Origin of the sequence: Roseomonas sp. CECT 9278 (assembly GCF_918698155.1) — a bacterium.
GTDB lineage: Bacteria > Pseudomonadota > Alphaproteobacteria > Acetobacterales > Acetobacteraceae > Neoroseomonas.
On record NZ_CAKKLX010000006.1, the window covers coordinates 96844 to 120229 of the forward strand.

At 70.7% G+C, this 23386-nt stretch carries 19 protein-coding genes; 11 read left to right on the top strand and 8 right to left on the bottom strand.

Annotation, left to right across the window (positions count from 1 at the left end; all coding sequences use genetic code 11):
* Positions 1-276 precede the first annotated feature (276 nt).
* Complete coding sequence (locus LQ222_RS06040) at positions 277-1149, bottom strand: N-formylglutamate amidohydrolase (protein WP_230165138.1); 873 nt, start codon at positions 1147-1149, stop codon at positions 277-279.
* Positions 1150-1299: 150 nt separating this feature from the next.
* Here LQ222_RS06040 and LQ222_RS06045 point away from each other — a divergent pair, with 150 nt between their 5' ends.
* Together LQ222_RS06045 and motA are read left to right on the top strand one after the other, a co-directional pair.
* Positions 1300-2313: a flagellar motor protein MotB gene (locus LQ222_RS06045; protein ID WP_230165140.1), complete on the top strand. Its 1014-nt coding sequence runs from the start codon at positions 1300-1302 to the stop codon at positions 2311-2313.
* The gene (gene motA, locus LQ222_RS06050; protein WP_230165141.1) at positions 2310-3176 is read left to right on the top strand and encodes a flagellar motor stator protein MotA; all 867 of its coding nucleotides are present in this window, start codon (positions 2310-2312) and stop codon (positions 3174-3176) included. Before LQ222_RS06045 ends, motA begins: the two co-directional genes overlap by 4 nt.
* A gap of 3 nt (positions 3177-3179) precedes the next feature.
* On the opposite strand, the gene LQ222_RS06055 is transcribed toward motA, so the two are convergent.
* Complete coding sequence (locus LQ222_RS06055; protein WP_230165142.1) at positions 3180-3665, bottom strand: pyridoxamine 5'-phosphate oxidase family protein; 486 nt, start codon at positions 3663-3665, stop codon at positions 3180-3182.
* 147 nt (positions 3666-3812) lie between these two features.
* Here LQ222_RS06055 and LQ222_RS06060 point away from each other — a divergent pair, with 147 nt between their 5' ends.
* Positions 3813-5138 (top strand): serine hydrolase, encoded by a 1326-nt coding sequence (locus LQ222_RS06060; RefSeq protein WP_230165143.1) that lies wholly within the window; start codon positions 3813-3815, stop codon positions 5136-5138.
* A 39-nt stretch (positions 5139-5177) separates the two neighbouring features.
* On the opposite strand, the gene LQ222_RS06065 is transcribed toward LQ222_RS06060, so the two are convergent.
* The 4 genes from LQ222_RS06065 to LQ222_RS06080 all read right to left on the bottom strand — a co-directional run bounded on the left by LQ222_RS06065 (position 5178) and on the right by LQ222_RS06080 (position 11280).
* Entirely contained in the window at positions 5178-6845 is a 1668-nt protein-coding gene (locus tag LQ222_RS06065; protein ID WP_230165144.1) for a hydantoinase B/oxoprolinase family protein, read from the bottom strand.
* Complete coding sequence (locus tag LQ222_RS06070; protein ID WP_230165145.1) at positions 6842-8920, bottom strand: hydantoinase/oxoprolinase family protein; 2079 nt, start codon at positions 8918-8920, stop codon at positions 6842-6844. The genes LQ222_RS06065 and LQ222_RS06070 overlap by 4 nt, the downstream gene beginning before the upstream one ends.
* A gap of 244 nt (positions 8921-9164) precedes the next feature.
* The gene (locus tag LQ222_RS06075) at positions 9165-10430 is read right to left on the bottom strand and encodes a Zn-dependent hydrolase (protein WP_230165146.1); all 1266 of its coding nucleotides are present in this window, start codon (positions 10428-10430) and stop codon (positions 9165-9167) included.
* Between the two features lie 58 nt (positions 10431-10488).
* Positions 10489-11280, bottom strand: a complete 792-nt coding sequence (locus LQ222_RS06080; RefSeq protein WP_230165147.1) for an SDR family oxidoreductase — start codon at positions 11278-11280, stop codon at positions 10489-10491.
* Positions 11281-11404: 124 nt separating this feature from the next.
* Here LQ222_RS06080 and LQ222_RS06085 point away from each other — a divergent pair, with 124 nt between their 5' ends.
* The 6 genes from LQ222_RS06085 to LQ222_RS06110 all read left to right on the top strand — a co-directional run bounded on the left by LQ222_RS06085 (position 11405) and on the right by LQ222_RS06110 (position 17910).
* Entirely contained in the window at positions 11405-12382 is a 978-nt protein-coding gene (locus LQ222_RS06085; protein ID WP_230165148.1) for a D-glycerate dehydrogenase, read from the top strand.
* 14 nt (positions 12383-12396) lie between these two features.
* Entirely contained in the window at positions 12397-13035 is a 639-nt protein-coding gene (locus LQ222_RS06090; RefSeq protein ID WP_230165149.1) for a flavin reductase family protein, read from the top strand.
* A gap of 208 nt (positions 13036-13243) precedes the next feature.
* Positions 13244-14221, top strand: coding sequence for a tripartite tricarboxylate transporter substrate binding protein (locus tag LQ222_RS06095; protein ID WP_230165150.1), 978 nt, complete (start codon positions 13244-13246; stop codon positions 14219-14221).
* Between the two features lie 174 nt (positions 14222-14395).
* Complete coding sequence (locus LQ222_RS06100; protein WP_230165151.1) at positions 14396-15349, top strand: tripartite tricarboxylate transporter substrate binding protein; 954 nt, start codon at positions 14396-14398, stop codon at positions 15347-15349.
* 11 nt (positions 15350-15360) lie between these two features.
* Positions 15361-17037: a thiamine pyrophosphate-dependent enzyme gene (locus LQ222_RS06105; protein ID WP_230165152.1), complete on the top strand. Its 1677-nt coding sequence runs from the start codon at positions 15361-15363 to the stop codon at positions 17035-17037.
* Between the two features lie 135 nt (positions 17038-17172).
* Positions 17173-17910 (top strand): TorF family putative porin, encoded by a 738-nt coding sequence (locus LQ222_RS06110; protein ID WP_230165153.1) that lies wholly within the window; start codon positions 17173-17175, stop codon positions 17908-17910.
* A 145-nt stretch (positions 17911-18055) separates the two neighbouring features.
* Here the strand turns inward: LQ222_RS06110 and LQ222_RS06115 are convergent, their stop codons facing one another.
* Positions 18056-19486, bottom strand: a complete 1431-nt coding sequence (locus tag LQ222_RS06115; protein WP_230165154.1) for an NAD(P)-binding domain-containing protein — start codon at positions 19484-19486, stop codon at positions 18056-18058.
* 248 nt (positions 19487-19734) lie between these two features.
* On the opposite strand from LQ222_RS06115, the gene LQ222_RS06120 reads away from it, so the two are divergent.
* Positions 19735-20700, top strand: a complete 966-nt coding sequence (locus LQ222_RS06120; RefSeq protein ID WP_230165155.1) for a tripartite tricarboxylate transporter substrate binding protein — start codon at positions 19735-19737, stop codon at positions 20698-20700.
* A gap of 83 nt (positions 20701-20783) precedes the next feature.
* A complete protein-coding gene (locus tag LQ222_RS06125) occupies positions 20784-21791 on the top strand; it encodes a glycosyltransferase family 2 protein (RefSeq protein ID WP_230165156.1) in 1008 nt (335 codons plus the stop codon).
* On the opposite strand, the gene LQ222_RS06130 is transcribed toward LQ222_RS06125, so the two are convergent.
* Positions 21710-23332: a DUF6311 domain-containing protein gene (locus tag LQ222_RS06130; RefSeq protein WP_230165157.1), complete on the bottom strand. Its 1623-nt coding sequence runs from the start codon at positions 23330-23332 to the stop codon at positions 21710-21712. The genes LQ222_RS06125 and LQ222_RS06130 overlap by 82 nt on opposite strands.
* Positions 23333-23386 lie beyond the last annotated feature (54 nt).

Genomic DNA, 23386 nt, shown 5'->3' on the forward strand with positions numbered 1-23386 from the left:
AGGCGGCTGGGGGCGACGCATGGATGCGGTAGGGCAATGGGCGTGCCACGCAACAAACATGCGTGGGCATAGGCTGGATCGCTTTTATGCTGCGCTGCAAAAAACCTCTTGCGGCGCCTCCGGCGCCCACCTATTTTCCCTGAGGCAGCGGTGAGGCCTTGCCTCCCTCTGCTTTTCTTGGACGTTTCCTCCCTAAACTTGGCGGTGCCTTCGGGCACCGCCTTCTTTTTTTCCGGGTCATGGGAGCATGGGTTTCTCCGCCCATGCTGCACTGCATCACGGACGCAGGAAGGCCCAGTCCGTCTTCGCCAGCGCCCCGATCAGGCCGGTCATGTTGCGCGTGAGGGGCATCAGCCCGGCGGCGCGCTCGATCCGTCCCTCATCCATGTAGAGCGCGCGGGCGATCTCGATCTGCAGGGCGTGCGTGCCCTCGCGCGGGCGGCCGTAGTGGCGTGTGACATACCCGCCGGCATAGGGATCGTTGCGCCGCACCCGATAGCCGAGCCCGCCCAGGATTTCCTCCACCAGGCGGGTCGCGCGCGGGGCGCAGGCGGTGCCATGCGCGTCGCCCAGCACCATGTCGGGCGGGTTCGCCGCCTGGGCCGGGTGGGCGGGCATGGAATGGCAATCGACCAGCAGGCAGACGCCGAACCGCGCGCGGGTCTCGGCGATCAGGGCGCCCAGCGCGGCGTGATAGGGCTCCCAGCAGGCGCGGATGCGGGCCTCGGCCTCGGCGAAGGACAGGCGGCGGCGATACACCGTCTCCCCGGTCGCGACGATGCGCGGGATCGTGCCGAGCCCGGCGCCGACCCGCGGGCTGGACGTGTTCACCCAGGGCGGCAGCGGCCCGTCGAACATGCCGGGGTCGAGCTCCCAGGGTTCGCGGTTCACGTCGCACCAGACGCGCGGGAAGGTCGCGGCGATCAGCGGCGCGCCATGGGCGGGGGCCGCGGCGAACAGCTCATCGACGAAACTGTCCTCGCTGCGGCGCAGCGCCAGCGGCGCCAGGCGCGCCTCCGCCACCAGCTGCGCCGGGTAGTCCTGGCCCGAATGCGGGGAGGCGAAGACCACAGGCATCGTCTGCCGCGCCGGGCGGGTGATGACGATCGGCTCCGGCGCGGGGGACAGGGTCTGGGCAGGCAGGTCCATCGGCTTCCGACCAAACCATAGCGCCCGCGCCGTGTCACGCGGCACGCGCCGGGGGCGCCCCCGGCGGGGTTAGCGAAATAGTCAGCAGCGCCTGCCACCTTGCGCGCGATGTCCGGCAAGACACGAGGCGGAAAGGGCGGCGGCACGATCGTGATCCGCCGCGAGGAAAGCGGCGAGGGCGGTCACCATGGTGGCGCCTGGAAGGTCGCCTATGCCGACTTCGTCACGGCCATGATGGCGTTCTTCCTGCTGATGTGGCTGCTCAACGCCACCACCGAGGAACAGCGCCGGGGCCTCGCGGATTATTTCGCGCCGACCAACCTGCTGGCGCGGTCGGTCTCGGGTTCCGGCCAGCCCTTCGGCGGGCAGACCCCCAATGACAGCGGCAACGTCACCTCGACCACCGGCGCCACCACGCTGCAGCCAGGCCAGGTGCCCGTGGTGATGGACATCGAGGAAGACGACACCGACACGCCCGCCCGCCCCATGCCGCGGCGCGAAGGCCCCGAGGCGCGCGAGGATGCCGAGGACCCGCGCCTGGTGGTGCAGACGCCGCCCGGCGCCCATGCCGGCCCCGAACAGCCGCGCGGTGGCCCCGCCGAGACGCCCGCCCCCGAAGCCCGCCCGGAATCGGTGGGCGAGGCCGAACTGCGCCGCGAACTCGCGAGGCGCGAACGCGAAGCCTTCGAACAGGCCGCCGAGCAGATCCGCGAGGCGATCGCCGCCGACCCTGCCCTGGCCGACCTCGCGCGGCAGATGCTGGTCGAACAGACCCCCGAAGGGCTGCGGATCCAGCTGGTCGATGCCGAGCGCCAGCCGATGTTCGCGCTGGGCGGTGCCGCGCCGAACGACCGTGCGCGGGCGCTGCTGGCCCGCGTCGCGCAGGTCGCCGCGCGGCTGCCCAACCCGATCGCCGTCGCCGGCCATACCGACGCCACGCCCTTCCGCGGCGGGGGCGAGCGCAGCAACTGGGACCTCTCGGCCGAACGCGCCAATACCACGCGCAGGCTGCTGCTCGATGGCGGGCTGCCCGAAGCGCGGATCCGCTCCGTCACCGGCAATGCCGACCGCGACCTGCTGCTGCCCGACCAGCCCAACGCCGCGGCCAATCGCCGCGTCTCCATCACCCTGCTGCGCCTGAACCGGGAAGAACCCGCACGATGACAACCATCATCGGCATCGTCGTGCTCTTCGTCATGGTGTTCGGCGGCTACCTGCTGGCCGGCGGAAAGTTCGACATCATCATCAAGGCGCTGCCCTTCGAGATGATGATGATCGGCGGCGCGGCGGTGGGTGCCTTCCTGTCGTCGAACTCGATGCACGACGTGAAGCACACGGTCGGCGGCTTCGGGAAAATCATCAAGGGCGCGCGCTTCCACAAATCCGACTACGCCGAGATCCTGTCGCTGCTCTATTTCCTGGTCCGCCTGGCGCAGACCAAGGGGCCGATGGCGCTGGAGCCGCATATCGAAAAGCCCGAGGAAAGCGCCGCCTTCCAGAAATTCCCCAAGATCGCGGCCAACCATCATGTGGTGATGATGATCTGCGACTACCTGCGCATGGTCGGCATGAACGCCGACGACCCCCACCAGATCGAGGATGTGATGGGCCGTGAGCTGAAGAAGGTGAAGGAGGAGGAGATGCACCCCTCCCACGCCTTGCAGGGGGTGGCGGATGCGCTGCCGGCGCTGGGCATCGTCGCGGCCGTGCTCGGCGTCATCAAGACCATGGCGTCGATCAGCGAACCGCCGGCGGTGCTGGGCAAGATGATCGGCGGCGCGCTGGTCGGCACCTTCCTCGGCGTCTTCCTGGCCTATGGCATCGTCGGGCCGATGGCCACGCGCCTGAAGGGCGTGGTGGACGAGGAAGCCCGCTACTTCGACGTCATCAAGGCGGTGATCGTGGCGCATCTGCACGGCAATGCGCCGCAGGTGGCGGTCGAGACGGGGCGCAAGCTGGTGCCCTCCGCCTATATGCCGACCTTCCAGGAACTGGAGCAGTCGCTGCAGGAACTCCAGATCGCCTGAGGATCAGCGTAGCGGCACCTCGGCCGTCTTGTCGGCGTGGTCCTGCTGCGGGTCGATGCCGAGCAGCATCTTCACGCCGGCAAAGACGTTGTTCTCGTTCAGCCAGATCTCCGCGCGCTCGGCATCGAGGCGCAGCAGCACCAGGTTCGGGTCGTCCTTGCCGCCTTCGAACCAGGCGGCGATGAAGCGGTTCCACAGCCGGTCGATCACCGCCCGGTCGTTGTCGACCGCCAGGCTGCCATGCACCGTCGCGAACAGGTCATGGCCCTTCGACACGAAGGTCGCGATCGCGCGGTCGCCGCGGCCCAGCGCCTGCACAACGCCGTTATCCTTCGACGCGAAGAACCAGATCGGCCCCTGCGGGCCTTCGATCTGCGCGGTCATGGGGCGCGCATGCCCGTCCTCGACGCCATCGAGGCCGATCATCATCGTCATGTCGGAACCGAGGCTGTCCCAGAACTTGGCGCGAAGCTCGGCAGGGGTGGGCATGGGCGCGGTCTCCGGATTGTGTGGGGCTGAAACACGCCGGGCAGGGCCAAAGTTGCGCGCCCCCACGACAACCCGGGGTTGCGGAATGCCGCGCGGGGCGTAGCCTCGCCCGCGCAGGCGGAATGCCGCCGCAGATCGGAGGAAACGATGTCAGGACCCATCCCGACCCGCCGCGCGGCCGTCGCCGCGGGGCTTTCGCTGGCTGCGCTCGTCACCCCCGCCGCGGCGCAGCCTGCCGCGCGCGCCGCCGCCCCCGCGCAGCGCCGCCCCGCCGGGCCGGACCTGGTGCGCGGCTTCTCCCGCGCCCGCCTCGCCGCCTTCAACGAGGCGCTGCTGGCCGAGGGGCAACGGGGCTCCTACCCCGGCTGCGTCGCCGCCATCAGCCGCAATGGGGAGATCATCCACCTCGAGGCCTATGGCCACCTGGATGCCGCGCGCACCAGGCCGATGACGCGCGACGCGATCTTCCTCCAGGCGTCGATGACCAAGCCGATCACCTCGGTCGCCGCGATGATGCTGGTCGAGCAGGGGAGGATGAAGCTGTCCGACCCGGTCGCGATGTTCCTGCCGGAGCTCGCGAACGTGAAGGTGGAATTGCGCCGCGAGGGTCAGCCGAACGAGGAAGTGGCGCCCACGCGCCCGATGACCGTGCAGGACCTGCTGCGCCATTCCGCCGGCTTCGTGTACCCCGACAGCGCGACATCGCCCCGCATGCGGGAGATGTACACCGAGGGCAACATCACCGCCTCCAGCGGCCCGATCACCGGCGACGAGATGCTGCGCCGGCTCGGCACCATCCCGCTGGCGCACCAGCCGGGCACCATGTTCCTCTATTCCATCGCGACCGACGTGCTGGGGCTGGTGGTGGAACGCGTGGCCGGCCAGCCGCTCGACCGCGTGTTCGTGGAGCGCATCACCGGGCCGCTGGGGATGCGCGACACCACCTGGTTCGTCGATGCCGCGCGGCGCCCGCGCATCGCCGAGGCGCTGGACAGCGACCCGCTCAAGGCCGGCATGTGGCGGTCGTACCGCATCCTGGAGAACGAAGCCGGTCGGTCGTATTTCAAGGGCGGCGCCGGGCTGGTCTCGACCGCGGCGGACTACATCCGGTTCTCGACCATGCTGGCGAATGGCGGCGTGTTCGAAGGGCGGCGGTATCTCTCCGCGCCGGTGGTGAACTACATGATGTCGAACCACATCCAGGGCATGGGCGGATCGCCGACGGCCTCCACCGGGCCGGGCTACGGCTTCGGCCTGGGCTTCGGCGTGCGGCTGCAGGATGGCGTGGGCGTCGCGCCCGGCAGCACGGGGGATGCGATGTGGGCCGGCGCCTGGGGCACGTCGTTTACCATCGACCGGGCGGAGGGGTTGGCCGCGGTGTTCATGGCGCAGGGCCCGTCGCGGCGCGGCCAGACGCGGATGCTGTTCAAGAACCTGGTCTATGGGGCGATGGTCGAGAGCCAGCGCCGGTAGCGCGCGCGGCGGGGAGGGTTCGCGCCCTCCCCGCCTGTTTCATTTCACGCCGTAGACGGTGCGCGCGGCCTCGGGGCTGACCAGCCCGTCCTCGACATCGCGCTGCACCAGCGCGGGGTCGCGGTCCTGCGGGCGGCCCATGCCGCCGCCGCCGGGCAGCTTCAGCAGCAGGCGCCGACCCTTCGGGATGACCTGGAAGCCCTTGGTGCGCAGCACCGTGCCGTTGGCGTCGTTCATGCCGACCCAGCCGGCCGCGCCCTCGCCGCCGCCCTCGCGGCCCTTGGGCGCATTCGCGACGCGGTCGAAGATGGCGTTCACGGCGAATTCGGCATCGCCCTTCGCACCGATCTCCATCACCTGGCCAAAGCCGCCGCGCGTGCGGCCGGCGCCGGCCGAATCAGGGCGCAGCTGCTTCTGCCAGAAGATCACCGGCGCGACATTCTCGGTCGCCTCCACCGGCATGGTCCGCACGCCCGAGGGGAAGGCCGTGCCGTCCAGCCCGTCCTTGCCCGGCCGCGCGCCGGTACCGCCGGAATTGAAGGTGATGATCTCGAAATCCTCGGTCTCCGCCGCCTGGCCGGAGACCTGCGAACCCCCGCGCAAAGGCGGGTTCCACAGCGCGGAGGAGCCTTCCGCATTCACCCGCCCCGGCACCGCCTGGTGCAGGCAGCCCATCATCAGGTCGGGCAGCAGCTGGCCCACCACATGCCGCACGCTGACCGGATAGGGCCGCGGCGCGTTCAGGATGCAGCCTTCCGGGATGATCATGTGGAAGGGCGAGAGCGAAGCCCAGTTGTTCGGGATCTCGGGCGCGACCACGCACTTGATCCCGAAGCAGGAATAGGCGCGGCAATAGGCCGGCGGGACATTGATGCCGCGGTTCGACAGGCCGGATGTGCCGGCGTAGTCGACCTCGATCCGGTCGGCGTGGATGGTCATCGCGGCCTGCAGCGTGACCGGCGCCTCGTAGCCGTCGGACTTGATCGACCCGCTGAAGGTGCCGCGCGGCAGCTTGGCGATCTCCGCCAGCGTCGCGCGCAGGCTGGCATCGAAGATGTACTGCGCCAGGTCATCGAGCGTGGACATCTCATACTCGTCCATCATCTCGACCAGCCGCTTCGCCCCCGCGTCGTTGCAGGCGCACAGGGAGTAGATGTCGCCTTCCAGTTCCACCGGCGTGCGCGAGCCCGCGCGGATGAAATCGAAGAAGGTCTCGTTCGGCACGTTGCGGTCGAAGCACTTCACGATGGGGATATAGAGGCCTTCCTCGAAGACCGACCGCCCCTCCGGCCCCATGCCGAGCCCGCCGATGTCGATGATATGCGCCGTGTTCGCGAACAGCCCGACGATCTTGCCCTTGCGGAAGGCGGGCGTGACGACCGTGAGGTCATGCAGGTGCCCGGTGCCGAGCCACGGGTCGTTGGTGATGTAGTGGTCGCCCGGCTGCATGGTGTGCGCGGGGAACTTCGCGAGGAAGTGACCCACGCTTTCCATCATGGAGTTCACATGGCCGGGCGTGCCGGTCACCGCCTGCGCCAGCATCCGCCCCTGCAGGTCGAAGATGCCGGCCGACAGGTCGCCCGCCTCGCGCACCGTGGTGCTGAAGGCGGTGCGGATCATGGTCTGCGCCTGTTCCTCGACCACGGCGATCAGGCGGTTCCACTGGATCTGCCGCTGGATCTGCGCCAGCGCGCCGGTTTCCTTCATCGTGCGATCTCCTGCGTCAGTTCCAGGTAGCCCAGCCCGTCCATCCGGCAATTCCAGCCAGGCCCGACCAGCGTGCTGGTCTCGGCCTCGGCCACGATCGCCGGGCCATGGATGGCCGACCCCGGGACGAAGCCGTCGCGATCATAGACCGGCCATTCCGCCACTTCGCCGGTCGCGGTGTCGCGCACCGTGTGATGGCGCACGGGCTTCGGCGCGGGTGCCGACTGCACCGGCGCGGCGGGTTCGACGGCGGCTTCCACCGTGCGGACGGTGACCGCGAAGGACAGGATCTCGACATCCGATCCCGGCACCGGGCGGTCGTAGAAGCGGGTGTATTCCGCATCGTAATGCGCGCGGATCTCCGCCACGTCGTCATGCGTCAGCGCGCGCGTGGGCAACGGGACGGAAATCTCGTGGCCCTGGCCGACGTAGCGCATGTAGGCCAGGCGCGTTTCCTCGATGGCCGCACCGTAGGAGCCCTTCGCGACCACCTCCGTCGCCTCCGCCGACATCGACGACAGCAGCCCGTTCACCGCCGCGACATCGAAGGTCCCGAAGCGCTGATACAGCGACTTCACCACCTCATAGGCCACCGGCGCGCGCAGGAAGCCGATGGCGGAGCCGACGCCGGCGCCAGAAGGCACCAGCATGCGCTTCACGCCGACCTTCTCCGCCACGCGATAGCCATGCACCGGCCCGCCGCCGCCGAAGGCGATGATGACGCGGCCCTCATAGCCCTTGCCGCTCTCGATGGCATGGACGCGGGCGGCATTGGCCATGTTCTCGTCGACCATCTCGACCACGCCGAGCGCCGCCATGTCGGCCGACAGGCCCAACTTGCCGCCGACATGTTCGGCAAGTGCGGCGCGCGACTGCACCGGATGCAGGCGCAGGGAGCCACCGGCGAACAGGTCCGGCTCATAGCGGCCGAGCGCGAGGTTGGCATCGGTCACCGCCGGATGCGTGCCGCCGCGGCCATAGCAGGCCGGCCCCGGATCGGCGCCGGCGGATTCCGGCCCGACCTGGATGCGGCCCATGCTGTCGACCTGCGCGATCGACCCGCCACCGGCGCCGATCTCCACCATCTCGATCACCGGGATGCGCAGCGGCAGGCCCGAGCCCTTCTTGAAGCGGCCGACGCGCGCGACCTCGAAGGTGCGCGATGCCTGGGGTTCGAATTCGTCGATCAGGCAGACCTTGGCGGTGGTGCCGCCCATGTCGAAGGAAAGCACCTTGTCGAAGCCGCGCTGCTTGGCGACGAAGGCCGAGAAGATGGCGCCACCCGCCGGCCCGGATTCCACCAGGCGGATCGGGAAGCGCGACGCGGTCTCGATGGTGGTGAGCCCGCCGCCCGACAGCATCAGGAACAGCGGACAGGCCACGCCCGCCGCACGCAGCCCGGTCTCGAGCCGGCCGAGATAGGTCGCCATCAGCGGCTGCACATAGGCATTGGCCACGGTGGTGCTGAACCGTTCCCATTCGCGCATCTCGGGCGAAACCTCGGAGGACAGCGAGACCGCCATGCCCGGCCACATCTCGCGCACGATCTCGGCGGCGCGGCGTTCATGCGCCGGGTTCACGAAGGCATGGAGGAAGCCGATCGCCAGGCTCTCGATCCCCTCGCCCCTCAGGAATTCCACCTGCGCGCGCAACGCGGCCTCGTCCAACGGCACCAGCACCTTGCCGGTATTGTCGAGCCGCTCCGGCACGCCCACGCGCCAGCGCCGGCGCACCAGGGGCTGCGGCAGGTCGATGTTGAGGTCGTACTGGTCGTAGCGCGCCTCATTCGCCAGCGCGAGCACGTCGCGGAAACCATCCGTCGTCAGAAGCGCGGTGCGGGCACCCTTGCGCTCGATGATGGCGTTGGTCGCGAGCGTCGTGCCGTGGATGACCAGCGAGAGATCCGCCGGCGCCATGCCGGCCTTGGCCAGCACCTGGGCGACGCCTTCCAGCACGCCCTTCTCGGGTGCCGCGGGCGTGGTCAGCACCTTGGTGGTCCAGCGCTGGTCGCCGAGTTCGATCGCGAGGTCGGTGAAGGTGCCGCCGATATCGACGGCCAGGCGTGCTTTGGACATGTCGGAGGTCATGCTTCCTGAGAAAGGGCCTGCGCGCCATGCACGGCGCGCGCCAAGGGAGGTTCAGACGAGGCGGACCGGCAGGTCGGTCAGCAGCATGCAGCGCGGCGCATGGGTCATGCAAAGGGCGGCATCGTCACCGCTGCAACGGCCTGGGGCGGGGCAGGCCGAGGACAGTGGCGGCTCGTCCCCGGCGACCGCGACGACGCCGCAGGCCTGCACCCATCGGAAGCCGCGGGCGATGCTACTGCGCGGCCTGCGCCGCCCACTTCTGCACCACGGCGCAGGCGGCCGCGAAATCCTCCATGCGCATATCCTCCTTCGGGTTGTGGCTGCCGTGCTGGTTGCGCACGAAGATCATGCTCGACGGCACGCGCGCCTCGGCAAAGGCGGCCGCGTCGTGGCCGGCGCCCGAGCCGATGTCCAGGTGGCGGATGCCCAGGCCATCGGCCGCGCGCTTCAGCCCGGCGCGGATGCCCTCGTCCATGATGGCGGCGCGCGAGCCGGTCTCTTGGCCACAGTCGAAGCGCACGCCGTGGCGCGCCTCGATCTCGGCGATGAAGCGGTGCAGCGCCTCGAACATCAGGTCGCAGGCGCGCGGGCTGACGCTGCGCACATCCAGCGAGAAGGTCGCCTCGCCGGCGATCTTGGTGAAGCCGGCCTCGGCCGTGGTGGCCATGGTGCAGAAGGTGCAGACCAGCACATGGCCGAGCGCGTCGAGCCGGCACCATTCCTCATCCATGCGGTGCACGAGTTCCGCCAGGGCGGCGGCGGCGTCGCGGCGGTATTTCCGCGGCGTGGCGCCCGAATGGTTGTATTCGCCGACCACCCGCGCGGCGCGCAGCCGGCGGCTGCCGGGAATGCCGGTGACGATGCCGATCGGCACCTGCTCGGTATCGAGCACCGGCCCCTGTTCGATATGCAGTTCCAGGAAGGCGGCGACGTTGTGCGGGCCGATCGCGTGCTCGCCGCGCGCCACCGCATCGGGGTCGAAGCCTTCCTCGCGCATGTGGTCGGCGAGCGACCGCCCGGAATCCTGCCGCGCGATCGCCAGGCCATCCGGCTTCATCAGCCCCAGCGACATGCGCGACCCGGGATAGGAGACCGGGAACCAGGCGCCCGCTTCCTCCGCGCGGATCGCCATGACCGTGATGTCGCGCCCGGGGGTGAAGCCCGCGCGCTTCATCCCCGCCACCGTCGCCATGCCCGCCAGCACGCCCGCCGCGCCATCGTAGTTGCCGCCCTGGCGCACGGAATCGAGGTGACTGCCGATGATGACGCGCTTGGCGGCGCGATCCGCGCCCGGCAGCGTCATGTACATGTTGCCCGCGACATCGACGCTGCTCTCGAGCCCGATGCGGTCGGCCGCCGCGCGCACCAGCGCATGGGCCATGCGCTCGCCGGGGCCATAGGCCTCGCGCGTCACGCCCTCCCCGTCGCGGCTGCCGGCGCGCAGGCCGTCGAACAGCTCGGCGGCCAGGTCCATGTCGGGGGTCAGGTTCGGCAGCATCGGGATCACCCTTCGCAGGAAAGCCGTGCGCGACGGTCGCGCACGGCCGGCCGGACTCTCAGAGCATGCTCCGCACGCGCCCGCCATCCACGCGCACCATCGTGCCGGTGATGTAGGCACCCGTGGTGCCGGCCAGGAAGGCTCCCATCGGGCCGTATTCGCCGGGTTCGCCGACGCGCCCGATCGGCACTTCCTTGCCCGCGCGCGCGATCTCGGCATCGACCGAGGTGCCGGCCTTCTCGGCGCGCACCGCGGCGGTCTGGGTGATGCGGTCGGTGCGGATCGACCCGGGTGCGAGGATGTTCATCGTCACGCCATCCGCCGCCACTTCGGCCGACAGCGTCTTGAGCCAGGCCCAGATCGACGCGCGCAGCGTGTTCGACAGCGCCAGCGTCGGGATCGGGTGATGCATGCCCGACGACCCCACCACGATCACGCGGCCGAACTTCTGCGCGCGCATCGCCGGCATCAGCTTCATGGTGATGCGGATCGGCGAGACGACGATGTTCTGGAACCACTTGACCAGGTTCTCCTCCGTCATTTCGGAGGCGGTGCAGACCGGCGGGCCGCCATGGTTCAGCACCAGGATGTCGACGCCGCCCATCGCCTTCACGGCGGCATCGGCCAGCTTGTCCATCTCGGCGCTGGAGGACACATCGGCGGCGACCGTCATCACGCCCTGCGCGCCCAGTGCCTTGAGCTCGCCGGCGGCTTTCTCCATCGCCGCCACGTCGCGCCCGCTGATGGTCAGCACCGCGCCCTCGGCCGCGAGCGCATCCGCGATCGACCGCCCGAGGCCCTTGGCCCCGCCCATCACCAATGCGCGCTTGCCCTTCAGACCAAGATCCATCTGCCCGTTTCCTCAATTGCCGTGGAACCGGGCCGGACCCTGCCCCCTCGGTCGCCCCCTGGCAAGACGCGGCGGGCCGCGCTACCACCGCCCGGCCCCAACGAGATCATGCAGGAAGCGTTCCATGGCAAAGCCGGTCGTCCTCGTCACCCGCAAGCTGCCCGATGAGATCGAGGCGCGCCTGGCATCGCTGTTCGATGCGCGGCTGAACACGGCCGACGACCCGTGGTTCCGCGACGGCGCCGAGATCGCGCGCCGCGCGACGGAAGCGGGCGCCGCCGGCGTGCTCTGCGCCGCCGGCGACCCGATTAATCCGACCACCATCGCCGCGCTGCCCGACAGCGTGAAGATCGTCACGACCTTCTCCGTCGGCACCGACCACATCGCGCTGGATGCGTGCAAGGCGCGCGGCATCGCCGTGACCCACACGCCCGAGGTGCTGTCCTTCGCCACCGCCGAGACCGCCTTCACGCTCATGCTCATGGCTGCGCGCCGCGCCGGCGAGGGCGAGCGCATGGTGCGCGCCGGGAAGTGGGAGGGCTGGGCGCCCACGCAGCTCATGGGCGTGACCTTGCAGGGCAAGACGCTCGGCGTGCTGGGCTTCGGGCGCATCGGGCGCGAGCTGGCCGACATGGCGCGCGGCATGCAGATGACCATCCACTACCATGACGTCCAGCGCGCCGCGCCCGAACTGGAAAAGGGCGCGACCTTCCACGCGAGCGAGGACAGCTTCCTGCCGGCGATCGACGTCATCTCCATGCACGTCCCGGGCGGCGAGGCCACGCGCAAATGGCTGAACGCCGCGCGCATCGCCAAGATGAAGAAGGGGGCCATCGTCATCAACACTGGCCGCGGGCCGTCGGTGGATGACGAGGCGCTGGTCGCGGCACTGACGTCCGGCCACATCCGCGCCGCCGGCCTCGATGTCTATACTGCCGAACCCAAGGTCGATCCCGGCTACTTCGCCCTGGAGAACGTGGCGCTGCTGCCGCATCTCGGCTCCGCCACCATCGAGACGCGCGCCGCCATGGGCGAACGCTGCATCGTCAACCTCGACGCCTTGCTCAACAAGGGCACCAACCCGCCGCACCGCGCCGCCTGAAGGACAACGCCACCATGCTGTTCGACTTCGACAAGATCCCGCACGACCAGGCCTACAAGCTGTGCGTCGCCTCGGTCGTGCCGCGCCCGGTCGCCTGGGTGGTCAGCCAGGACCGCGACGGCGTGGTCAACGCCGCGCCCTATTCCTTCTTCAACGTCTTCTCCGACAACCCGGTGGTGGTGGCGATCGGCTGCGCCGCGCGCAAGCCTGGCACGCCCAAGGACACGCTCGCGAACATCGAGGCGACCGGGCAGTTCGTGGTGAACCTGGTCTCGGCCGCCACGGTCGATGCCATGAACATCACCGCGGTGGATTTCCCCCCCGGCATCAGCGAGATCACGGAAGCGGGCCTCACCGCCGTGCCCTCGACGCGCGTGGCCGTGCCGCGCATCGCCGAAAGCCCGATCGCGCTGGAATGCGAGATCTTTCAGTTCGTCCCCACGCGCGGCCACACCATCGTGCTCGGCCGCGTGCTGGCCATGGATATCCGCGACGACTGCGTGCTGGATGCCGCGAAGTACTACGTGGACACGCCGAAGCTCGACCTGGTGGGCCGCATGCATGGCCGCGGCTGGTACGCCCGCACCACCGACCGCATCGAGGTGCCGCGCATGTCCGAGGCGGAGTGGGCGGCGAGGAAGGCCGCGCGGTAGCGCTGTCGCCGCGCGCCCCTTCGCCCGACCGGCTGCGCCCAGCCGATCGGGACCTGCCCTGGACCAGGTCGGCGCCGGCGGCACCCTGCGGGGCTGGGGCGGTGTGGCGCGTCATCTGCCGGCAGGGCTGGACAGCCCCGCCCGTCGCCGCCAGCCTGCCGGCCAATGCGCCGCGCCGGGACGCGACGGCGCCACGAAGGGAACGTCCATGACCCAGTTCCGCCCCGGCCGCCGGGCCGTCCTCGCGCTCGCCGCCGTCCTGCCGCTGCCCGCCCTGGCCCAGGCCTTCCCAGACCGCCCGCTGCGCCTGGTCATCCCGTGGCCGCCGGGCGGCACGAACGACATCGTCGGGCGCCTCATCGCCGAGGGCATGGGCCAGCGGCTGGGCCAATCCGTGGTCATCGAGAATCGCGGCGGCGCCGGCGGCGCGCTGGGCGCCGAGGTCGTCGCGAAGGCCACGCCCGATGGCTATACGCTGCTGCTGGGCGGCTCCGGCAGCCTGACCATCAACCAGCTGGTCCGCCGCCGCCTGCCCTACGACCCCGCCACCGCCTTCGCGCCGATCGGCATGGTCGGCAGCGGCGCGAATGTCATCATCGTGCATCCGTCCGTGCAGGCGACGAACCTGCGCGAATTGCAGGCGGTGGCGAAGGCCGCCAACCCGCCGCTGAACTACGCCTCGCCGGGCGTCGGCAGCACCGGGCATGCCGCCGGCGCGCTGATCACGCAGGTGCTGGGCGCCGAGATGGAGCACGTCCCCTATCGCGGCACCGGCCCCGCCATGAACGACGTGGTGGCCGGGCGCATCCAGGTCTTCACCAATGCGCTGGCCCCGATGCAGCCGCAGATCCAGGCCGGCACGGTGCGTGCGCTGGCCATCGCCGGGCCGCGCCGCAACGCCGCGATACCGCACCTGCCGACCACGACTGAGGCCGGCTTCCCCGACATCCAGGCCGCCACCTGGTACGCCATCCTGACCACCGGCGGCACGCCGCCCGACCGCGTGCAGCGGCTGTTCGCCGCGCTGACGGCCGCGATCAACGACCCGACCATCCGCGGGCGCCTGGAAGCCGGTGGCCTCGATGTCGAACCGAGCGAAAGCCCCGCCGCCTTCGCCCGCTTCGTGGCCGAGGACGCGGCGCGCTGGGCACCCGTGGTGCGCCGCGCCGGGGTCAGCGTGGAATAGCGTACGGCACCACCGCGCGGGCGGCCCCGGCGCCTGGCGACCTGGTGAACCGGCGCCGACCATCGCACCGCCTTGCGGCGGTCGGCCGTTGCGCCAGGATGGCCGGCAGGGAATGAGGACCACGTCCATGATCGAACGCCGCCACCGCGCCTCGGCATGCCGCAGACCCGCCGCATGAAGCGCCGCACCGCCTTCGCGCTGGGCCTGCTGCCGCTGGCCGCGCGCGCGCAGGGCGCCTGGCCCACGCGCCCCATCCGCCTGGTGGTGCCCTTCGCCCCCGGCGGCACCACCGACGTGGTCGGGCGCATCGTGGCGGAACGGCTCGGCGCACGGCTCGGCCAGCCGGTGGTGGTGGAGAACCGCGCGGGGGCGGGGGCCACCCTCGGCGCGCAGCAGGTCGCGCGGGCGGAACCGGATGGCTATGCGCTCGTGGTGTCGTCCTCCACCTCGCATGGCGTCTCGCCGGCGCTCTATCCGAACATTCCCTATGACGCGCTGCGCGACTTCACGCATGTCGCGATGATCGCGCGCTCGCCCTCGGTGCTGCTGGTCAACCCGAACAGCGCGGTGCGCACGCTGGCCGATTTCTCGGCGGCCGCGCACGCGGCGGGGGAAATCCGCTTCGCCGTCGCCGGCATCGGGACATCGTCGCACCTGGCCGGCGTGCGGCTCGCGGCCGCGCTCGGCGTGCGGACCGAGAGCATCCCCTATCGCGGCGCCGGACCCGCGCTGACCGACCTGATCGGTGGCGTGGTGCCGGCCATGCTCGACAGCCTGCCCTCCGCCGGGGCGCATGTGCGTGCGGGTGCGCTGCGCGCGCTGGCCGTCAGCGGCGCCGAACGCGCGGCCGGCTTCCCCGACCTGCCGACACTGCGCGAGGGCGGGCTCGATGTCGTCTCCTACGCCTGGTTCGGCATCTCCGGCCCCGCCGGCCTGCCCGCAGCCATCACGGACCGCCTGTCGCGCGAGATCCGCGCGGTGCTGACCGACCCCGCGACACGCGCACGGCTGGAAGACCTCGGCGGCGCGCCGCCCGACACCACGCCCGAATCCTACACCGCCTTCGTGCGCGACGAACTCGCCGCCTTCGCCCCGCTGGTGCGCGCCGCCGGCCTTCAACCGCAATAGGAAACGCCCCCATGACCCGCACCGTCGGCCACCTGCTGGCTGAAAGCCTCGCCGCGCACGACGTCGATCTCATCTATTGCGTGCCGGGCGAATCCTACCTCGGCCTGACCGATGCGCTGACCGAATTCCCGCAGATCCGCCTGGTGGTGTGCCGGCACGAAGGGGGTGCGGGCTTCATGGCCGCCGCGGATGGGCGCATGCGCGACGGGCGCGCCGGCGTCGCGCTGGTCTCGCGCGGGCCGGGTGTGACCAACGCGATGATCTCGCTGCACACGGCCTATCACGACGCCACGCCCTTGGTGATCCTGATCGGCCATGTGGAACGCAAGGATGTCGGCCGCCTGGCGCTGCAGGAACAGAACTATTCCCGCCTGCTGTCGGACGTGACCAAGGCGGTCTTCGAAGTCATCCAGCCGATCCAGGCCAGCGAAGTCATCGCCCGCGCCTTCCACCTGGCGCAGACCGGCACGCCCGGCCCCGTGGCTGTCATCCTGCCCGAGGACATCTTCGACGAACCCGCCGAAGGCCCCGTGGTCGCCCCGCGCATCCAGCCCAAGCCCGGCCCGCGCGCCGAGGACCTCGACCAGCTGGCGGAGATGATCGCCAATGCCGAGCGCCCGCTGGTGCTGGTGGGTGGTGCCATGGCCGCGACCGGCGAGCAGGGCCTGGCCGACCTCAAGCGCCTGGCCGAGGCCTGGTCCCTGCCGATCAGCCCGACCCATCGCCGCCCGCATCTGTTCGACGCCGACCATCAGAACTACGGCGGCTACATGGGCATCCGCGTGCCCAAGCCGCTGCTCGACGAGATGAAGAAGTCCGACCTGATGATCTGCCTGGGCGAACGCCTGTCGGACAGCATCAGCCAGTCCTACACCTTCCCCGCCGCGCCCGACCCGCAACTGCCGCTGGTGCAGGTCTGGCCGGATGCCAACGAGATCGGCCGCGTCTGGCGCGTGGACCTGCCGATCGCCGCCGACCCGCATGCCGTCATCCGCGGCCTGCTGGCGCGCAATGCGCCGGAGGCCAGTGCCGCGCGCAAGGCCTGGGTGAAGGGGCTCAACACCATCCATCGCGGCCTGCTGGCGCCGGAATGGGACGCGACGCCGGATGGGGTGAATTTCGCGGCCGTCTGCGCCGCCATGGCGCGGCACATTCCGGCCGATGCGGCGGTGACCTCGGATGCGGGGAACTTCTCATCGTTCCTGCACCGCTACTTCCCGTTCAAGCAGACGCACATGTTCCTTGCCTCGAACGTGGGCGCGATGGGGGCGGCGGTGCCCATGGCGGTGGCAGCCGCGCTGCGCCGGCCCGGCAAGCGCGCGGTCGCCTTCGTGGGCGATGGCGGCATCCTGATGACCGGCAACGAGATCGCCACCGCCATGCGCGAAGGCGTCGCCCCGGTCATCATCCTGTCGGACAATGCCGGCTACGGCACGATCGGCATGCATCACGAAGGCCGCTACCCCGGCCGCCCCTATGACCAGGCCACCAGCCTGGTGAACCCGGACTTCGTCGCCTGGGCGCGGGCCTTCGGTGCCGCCGGCCTGTCCATCACCGCCGAGGACCAGATCGATGCCGTGCTGGCCGAGGCCTTCGCCATCACCGACCGGCCGGTGCTGGTGCATGTGAAGTCCTCGGCGATCCAGGCCTCGGCCTGGAAGAAGCGGACCATGCCCCTGCCGGCCTGATCCGCCACCCCCGTGCCGTGACAGTTTCGCGGCACGGGAGTTGCTGTGCCCCTGATCCAACGGAAGCCGTCCGGGACCGGCGACCGCCCATGGCCGCGCAGCCGCCGGCCCAGGATCAGGATCGGACACGCACGCATGCTGAAGAAGATCGCCGGTTTCGCCCTCGGCCTCGGATTGCTCGCCGCGCCTGCCACCGCGCAGGTCGAACTCGGCAGCGGCTTCACCGCCACCGGGACAGTCATCGGCACCACCGACTACGTGTTCCGCAACATCAGCCAGACGCGCAGCCGGCCGGCCGTGCAGGGTTCGGTCGAGCTCTCGCACGAGATCGGCCTGTATGTCGGCGCCTTCGCGAGCAACGTCACCTTCCCCAACACCAATGCGCGCCAGGAAGTCGACGGCATCGTCGGCTATCGCCGCACGATCGGCGCCTTCACCTTCGACATCAGCGGCGTCTACTACGGCTATCCGGGCTACAGCGCGCAGCCGGGCCAGTATGACATCGACTTCGCCGAGGCCGTGCTCAAGCTGAAATACGACCTGGACCCGGTCACCATCGTCGGCACGGCGGCCTGGTCGCCGGACTATTTCGGGTCCTCCGGCAACAGCGTGTGGCTGGAAGCCGGGATCGACTGGAAGACCCCGGTGCTCGACGCCGTGGTGTCGGGGCGCATCGGCTACCAGTGGATCGACAACAACGCCCGCTTCGGCGCGCCGGACTACCTCGCCTACAGCATCTACCTGACGGTGCCGATCCGCTACGGCTTCTCGGTCGGCGGCGGCTTCTACGGCACCGACATCAGCCAGAGCCAGTGCGGCGGGCTGAAGGTCTGCGACAACCGCTTCATCGCCTTCGCGAGCTGGACTTTTTAGTTTGACCCTCAAGCGGCGGGCGGCGGGCATCCGCCCGCCTTGCCTGCGCGCCACGCACTGCTGCGCCGGGGTCGACTGACGGTCTGGGCGCGGTCGCGCCTTGCGCTCCCGGATCGCGCCGTCGCGCGATCCGAAAGGCGGATCTCTATTCCGCGGCGACGCGCGTCAGGTCGAGCACCACCTGCGGGATCGCATAGGCTTCCAGTTCCGCGTGCAGCCTGGGCAGGTCCGCTTCGAACAGCCCACGCGTGACGCCGGCGGCAAGCCTCGGGGCGGCGATGCTCATGGCATTGATCGACGACCCCGCCGGGCCGAAGGACATGCTGGTGCCGATGCCGAACAGGTGGATGTCGCGCACCCAGGGCGTCTCGCCCGGCCGCTTCTCCACGAAGGACGAATCGGGCGCGAGGTAGGGAAACGCCGCCAGCCTTTCGTTCGCCTCCTCGGTCGGCGGTGCATAGCGGTCGCGCCACAGCGCGATGTTGTCCGCGCAGCTCGCCAGTTCCGGCACCAGCGCCGGGTCCATCCGCACCCCTGTGCCACAGATCGCGAAATCCGCGGCGAAGTCGCCCCGCGCCGTCTCCAGCACCACCCGCCCATGCTCCATCCGCGCCCCGGTCCACGGCCGACCGATATGCATGGTGAAGTTCGGATGCGCGTTGGCGCGGTCGTAGGTGTCCTGCGCGAAGCCCTCCCGCATACCCAGGATCTTCGCCATGAAACGCCAGCGCCAAGCGTCAGGCATCTCGTGCAGGTGGCGCAGGAAGCCGGCGAAGGTCAGCCAGCGATACGGCTGCACGATCATCGGTTCGGCGCGCCGGCAGAACAGGTGGACCTCCGCCGCGCCGGCCTCCAGCGCCACCGCGGCATTGTCGAAGGCCGAGGCCCCCGCCCCCAGCACCGCCACCACGCGCCCGCGCAGCGCGGCGAAAACGATCTCGTCCCAGGCATGGGCGCGCAGCGCCGGCGGCAGGTCGCGCACGAAATCCGGCATCCAGGTGCCGCCCACGCCCTGCTGCCCGGTCGCCATCACCACCTTGCGCGCCAGCCTCGGGCCGTCGCTGGTCTCGACCGAAAGGCAGGGCAGGCCATCATCGGTGCGCGCGGGGGCGATGCGCCCGGCCGTGACACCATTGCGCACCGGCACGCCGGTGACGCGGCGGAACCACAGCAGGTAGTCGTTCCACAATTCCTTCGGGATCCAGCGCATGGCGGTGAAATGCGCGGCGCCGAACTGCGCCTCGTGCCAGGCCTGGTAGGTCAGCGCCGGGATGCGAAGGTCCGGCCCGGTCTGGTCCTTCAGGGACCGCAGGTTGTGCATCCGCGCATAGGTCACCCAGGGCCCTTCGCGGCCGTGATGGGCGCGGTCCAGCACCAGGATATTGTCCACCCTGTCCCGCTTCAGCGCGAAGGCCACCGCGACGCCGCATTGCCCGCCGCCGATCACCAGGCAGTCCAGCACCGGCCTGCCGCCGCTGGTCTTGGCCTCGAGCCAGGGCGCGCGCGGATGCGCTGTCAGTTCCAGGTCGCGACGGACATCGGCTTCGAGCTCAGGCAGGGTGCGCGGTGCGGACATGGGGGTGAGGATAGTGCCGCTTCGCCCCGCGGCAATCCGTGCGCCGACTGGGCAAGGCGAAGGCAGGATGCCGCATCGCGCAGCACCGCGCCGCACGAGCGCGGCGCCACCCCGGCCACCGCCGCGGTCCGCCACCCGCCGGCAGCCCCACCACGCCGGCGCGCACACTGCGCGCCGGCGCCACATCACGGGCGTTCCCGTCGCCGGCCCGCCTGATCTACGATTGTTCCAACGAAAGGGAGGACATCATGATCGATCGCAGGACGCTGCTCGGCCTTGGGGGCGCCATGGCGCTGGCACGGCCGGGAATCGCGCAGTCCTGGCCGGACCGCCCGATTCGCTGGATCGTGCCCTTCCCGCCCGGCGGGTCGACCGACCTGTGGGCGCGGCTGGTGGCGGAACCCATGGCGGCGGATCTCGGCCAGTCGATCGTGATCGACAATCGCGGCGGCGCCGGCGGGCTGATCGGCACCGAGGCCGCGGCGCGCGCCACGCCCGATGGCCACACGATGCTGTTCACCATCACCACGCATGTGACCTCGCCCGTGGTCCTGCGGCGCTTCCCCTACGACCCGGTCGCGGATTTCGCCCCGATCGGCAAGCTGGGCGTGACGCCGCTGGTGCTCTGCGCCTCGCCCTCCACGCAGGGCAATACGGTGCAGGACTTCGCGGCCTGGGCGCGCGGCAAGGATCTCTCCTACGCCTCCTACGCGCCGGGGTCGTCGGGGCATGCCTATGGGCAGATGTTCTCCGACGAGGCGCGGCTGAACATGACGCATGTCGCCTATCGCGGCGAAGGGCCCATGCTGCAGGACATGCTGGCCGGCAACGTCGCCTGCGCCTTCCATTCCATGGCGGCGAGCGGCGGGGCGATCCGCGCCGGGCGCATCCGCCCGCTGGCGTTGTCGGGCACGCTGCGCCTGCCGTCATTGCCGCAGGTGCCGCTGATGCGCGAGAGCGGCTTCTCCGAACGCTTCGCCTTCGCCGGCTTCATCGGGCTGCTCGCCCCTGCCCGCGTGCCGCAGCCGATCCTGGACCGCGCCGTGGCGTCCTTCCGCAAGGTGATGGAGACCCCCGCGACGCTCCAGCGCCTGAACGAGATCGACACCATCCCGCAATACCTCGGCCCCGACGCCTTCCGCGCGGACATCGCCCGTGCGCTGCGCGACTGGACGGCGCTGGCGACCGAGCTGAACCTCCAGGTCACCGGTTGACCGCAACTCCGCCTTGATTTGGCCCGCCGCGTGCTGTTCCTGGCAGGCGACGGGCGGTGGCCGCCCGCCGCCCGGAACCCCCCATGACCGACGCCCCTGCCCTGTCCATCGTCGTGCCTGCCTATAACGAGCAGGAGGTCCTGCCCGAATTCCATCGCCGCCTGGCGGCGGCGCTGGCCGGGATCGGGCTGTCCTGGGAGGTCGTCTATGTGAATGACGGCTCCCGCGACACCACGCTGGAGGTCATGTCCGGCCTGCAGCGCGACGACCCGCGCGCCGCCGTCGTCAACCTGTCGCGCAATTTCGGCAAGGAGATCGCGCTGACCGCCGGGCTCGACCATGCCCGCGGCACCGACGCCGTGGTGGTGATCGACGCCGACCTGCAGGACCCGCCGGAGGTCATCCCGGAGCTGGTCGCCGCCTGGCGGGAAGGCTTCGACGTGGTCTATGCCCAGCGCAACACGCGGCAGGGCGAGACCTGGGTGAAGAAGGCCACCGCCGCCGGCTTCTACCGGGTCATGCAGCGCCTGGGCGGCAAGGTGCAGTTGCCCCCTGACACCGGTGATTTCCGGCTGATGAGCCGCCGCGCCACCGATGCGCTGCTGAAGCTGCGCGAACACCACCGCTTCATGAAGGGGCTGTTCGCCTGGGTCGGCTTTCCCTCGCGCGCGGTGCGCTACGACCGCGCCCCGCGCGCCGCCGGCGAGACCAAGTGGAACTACTGGAAGCTGTGGAATTTCTCGCTGGAGGGCATCACCTCCTTCACCGTGGCACCGCTCAAGGTCGCGACGTATTTCGGCTTCGCCATCGCGGTGCTGGCGTCGTGCTACCTCGCCTTCATCGTCGGCGGCACGCTGCTGCACGGCAATCCAGTGGCGGGCTATCCGTCGCTGCTGGCGGTCACGCTGTTCCTGGGCGGCGTGCAGATGATGATGCTGGGGATCATCGGCGAATACCTCGGGCGCATCTTCAACGAGACCAAGCAGCGCCCGCTGTATTTCACCGAACGCTATTCGCCGAGCCGGCAGGCCATCAGGTCGCCGAGCGGCGCGCAGAGCGACGCGAACCCCGGCATCAGCGCCGCCGCCTGATCCCGCGCGCCGGGCAGGATCACGCGCAGCTCGCCGCGCGCCAGCGGCGTGGTGAGCCTCGTTGCATCCGTGCAGACCGGCCGTTCGCGCCAGCGCGCCACGTACATGGTGTTGGCCGGCACCGGGCGTTCCGCCGCCAGCGACAGCACCTGCAACTGGCGCGCATGGTCGCCGAGCGGATCGCGCGGCGGCACGCAGGGCCAGCTCGGCAGCAGCGTCAGTGTTTCGGCGCGCGCCAACATCCCGCGCAGCGCCGGCGCATCCACCACCCAGCTTGGCCGTTCGCCCGCCCAGGCCGCGATCGCCCGCCGATTCGGCGTGGCATCCGCGAATTGCACCAGGCCCAGCGCCAGCACCGCCAGCGACCCGATATGCGGCGCCCGCGCCAGCAGCGCCGCGACGCCCACCAGCAGCGCGCAGCCCACCGGCCAGAAGAACCGGCCCGAGGCGCGGAACTGCTCGAGGAAGCCCGGCGCGGGCCCGAGGTCGACCAGCAGCGTGCTGCCCGCGCCGACGCGGAAGGACAGCGCCAGCAGCGTCAGCCCCAGCAGCGCCATCGCCAGCCCGCCATGGTGGCGCAGCGCCGCCATCGTCGCGCGGGGCCGCAGCGCCAGCACCGCCACCAGCCCCAGCAACAGCCCCAGCCCGAGCCAGTTGTAGCCTTCCCACCCGCCATGCCCGGTGGCGTCGATCTCGCGCGGCGCCAGGCCGCCCAGCGCCCATGACCGGTAGGGCCAGAAGGGCGAGAGCAGGTTCAGCGCGAATTGCCCGAAGCCGCCATCGCCCTGCGCGCCGATGTAGCCGAAGGCCAGCATCACGCCGCCCACCAGCGCGATCGTCGCCGCCATCCCGGCCGCGGCGCCGACCCAGCGCCCATCGCCGCGCAGCAGCAGCGTCAGCGGCGCGGCCGCCAGCACCGCCAGCGCCATCGCCGCCAGATACGGATGCACCAGCAGCGTCGCGACCATCGCCAGCGCCGCCGCCGCCCACAGCCCGGCCGAGGGCGCGCGCACCAGCCGCAGGTAGAAGCCGAGCGCGATGAACAAGGCGAACTGCCCGGTCAGCGCCGCATGGCCGTAGCGGTTGATGAAGGCGGGCATCGAGACGGCGGCGAGCGCGATGCCGATGGCCGGCAGCAGCCGCGTCTCGCCCGCCGCGCGCAGGCACCACACCGCCGCGACCGGCTGCGCCACCCAGGCGACCGCGTACCACAGCCCGATGCCGTGGAAGCCCGCGGGCAGCCAGGCGCGCAGCGCCTTCAGCAGCATCGCCTGCAAGGGGATGCCGTCGGAGAAGGCGATGTTCAGCCCCTCCGGCGGGATCAGGTTGCGCGCGACCAGCGGCGGCCAGCGCCAGGCATCGCCGATGAAGTACCGCTGCGCGATGGCGTGCTGCGCCGCATCGCCCTGCGGCGCCCAGCCCTGGCCGGCGCGCGGCACCAGGAACTCGACAGGGAAGATGGTGCCCGCCAGCGCCAGGCCGATCGCCAGCGCGAAAAAATAGGGCAGGACCGTGGACAGCCTGGACGACAGGGCGCGCACTCCGCGGGACACCCGCGTCTAGACCAGGATCCGGCCGGGTGAAATGGGCTGTTC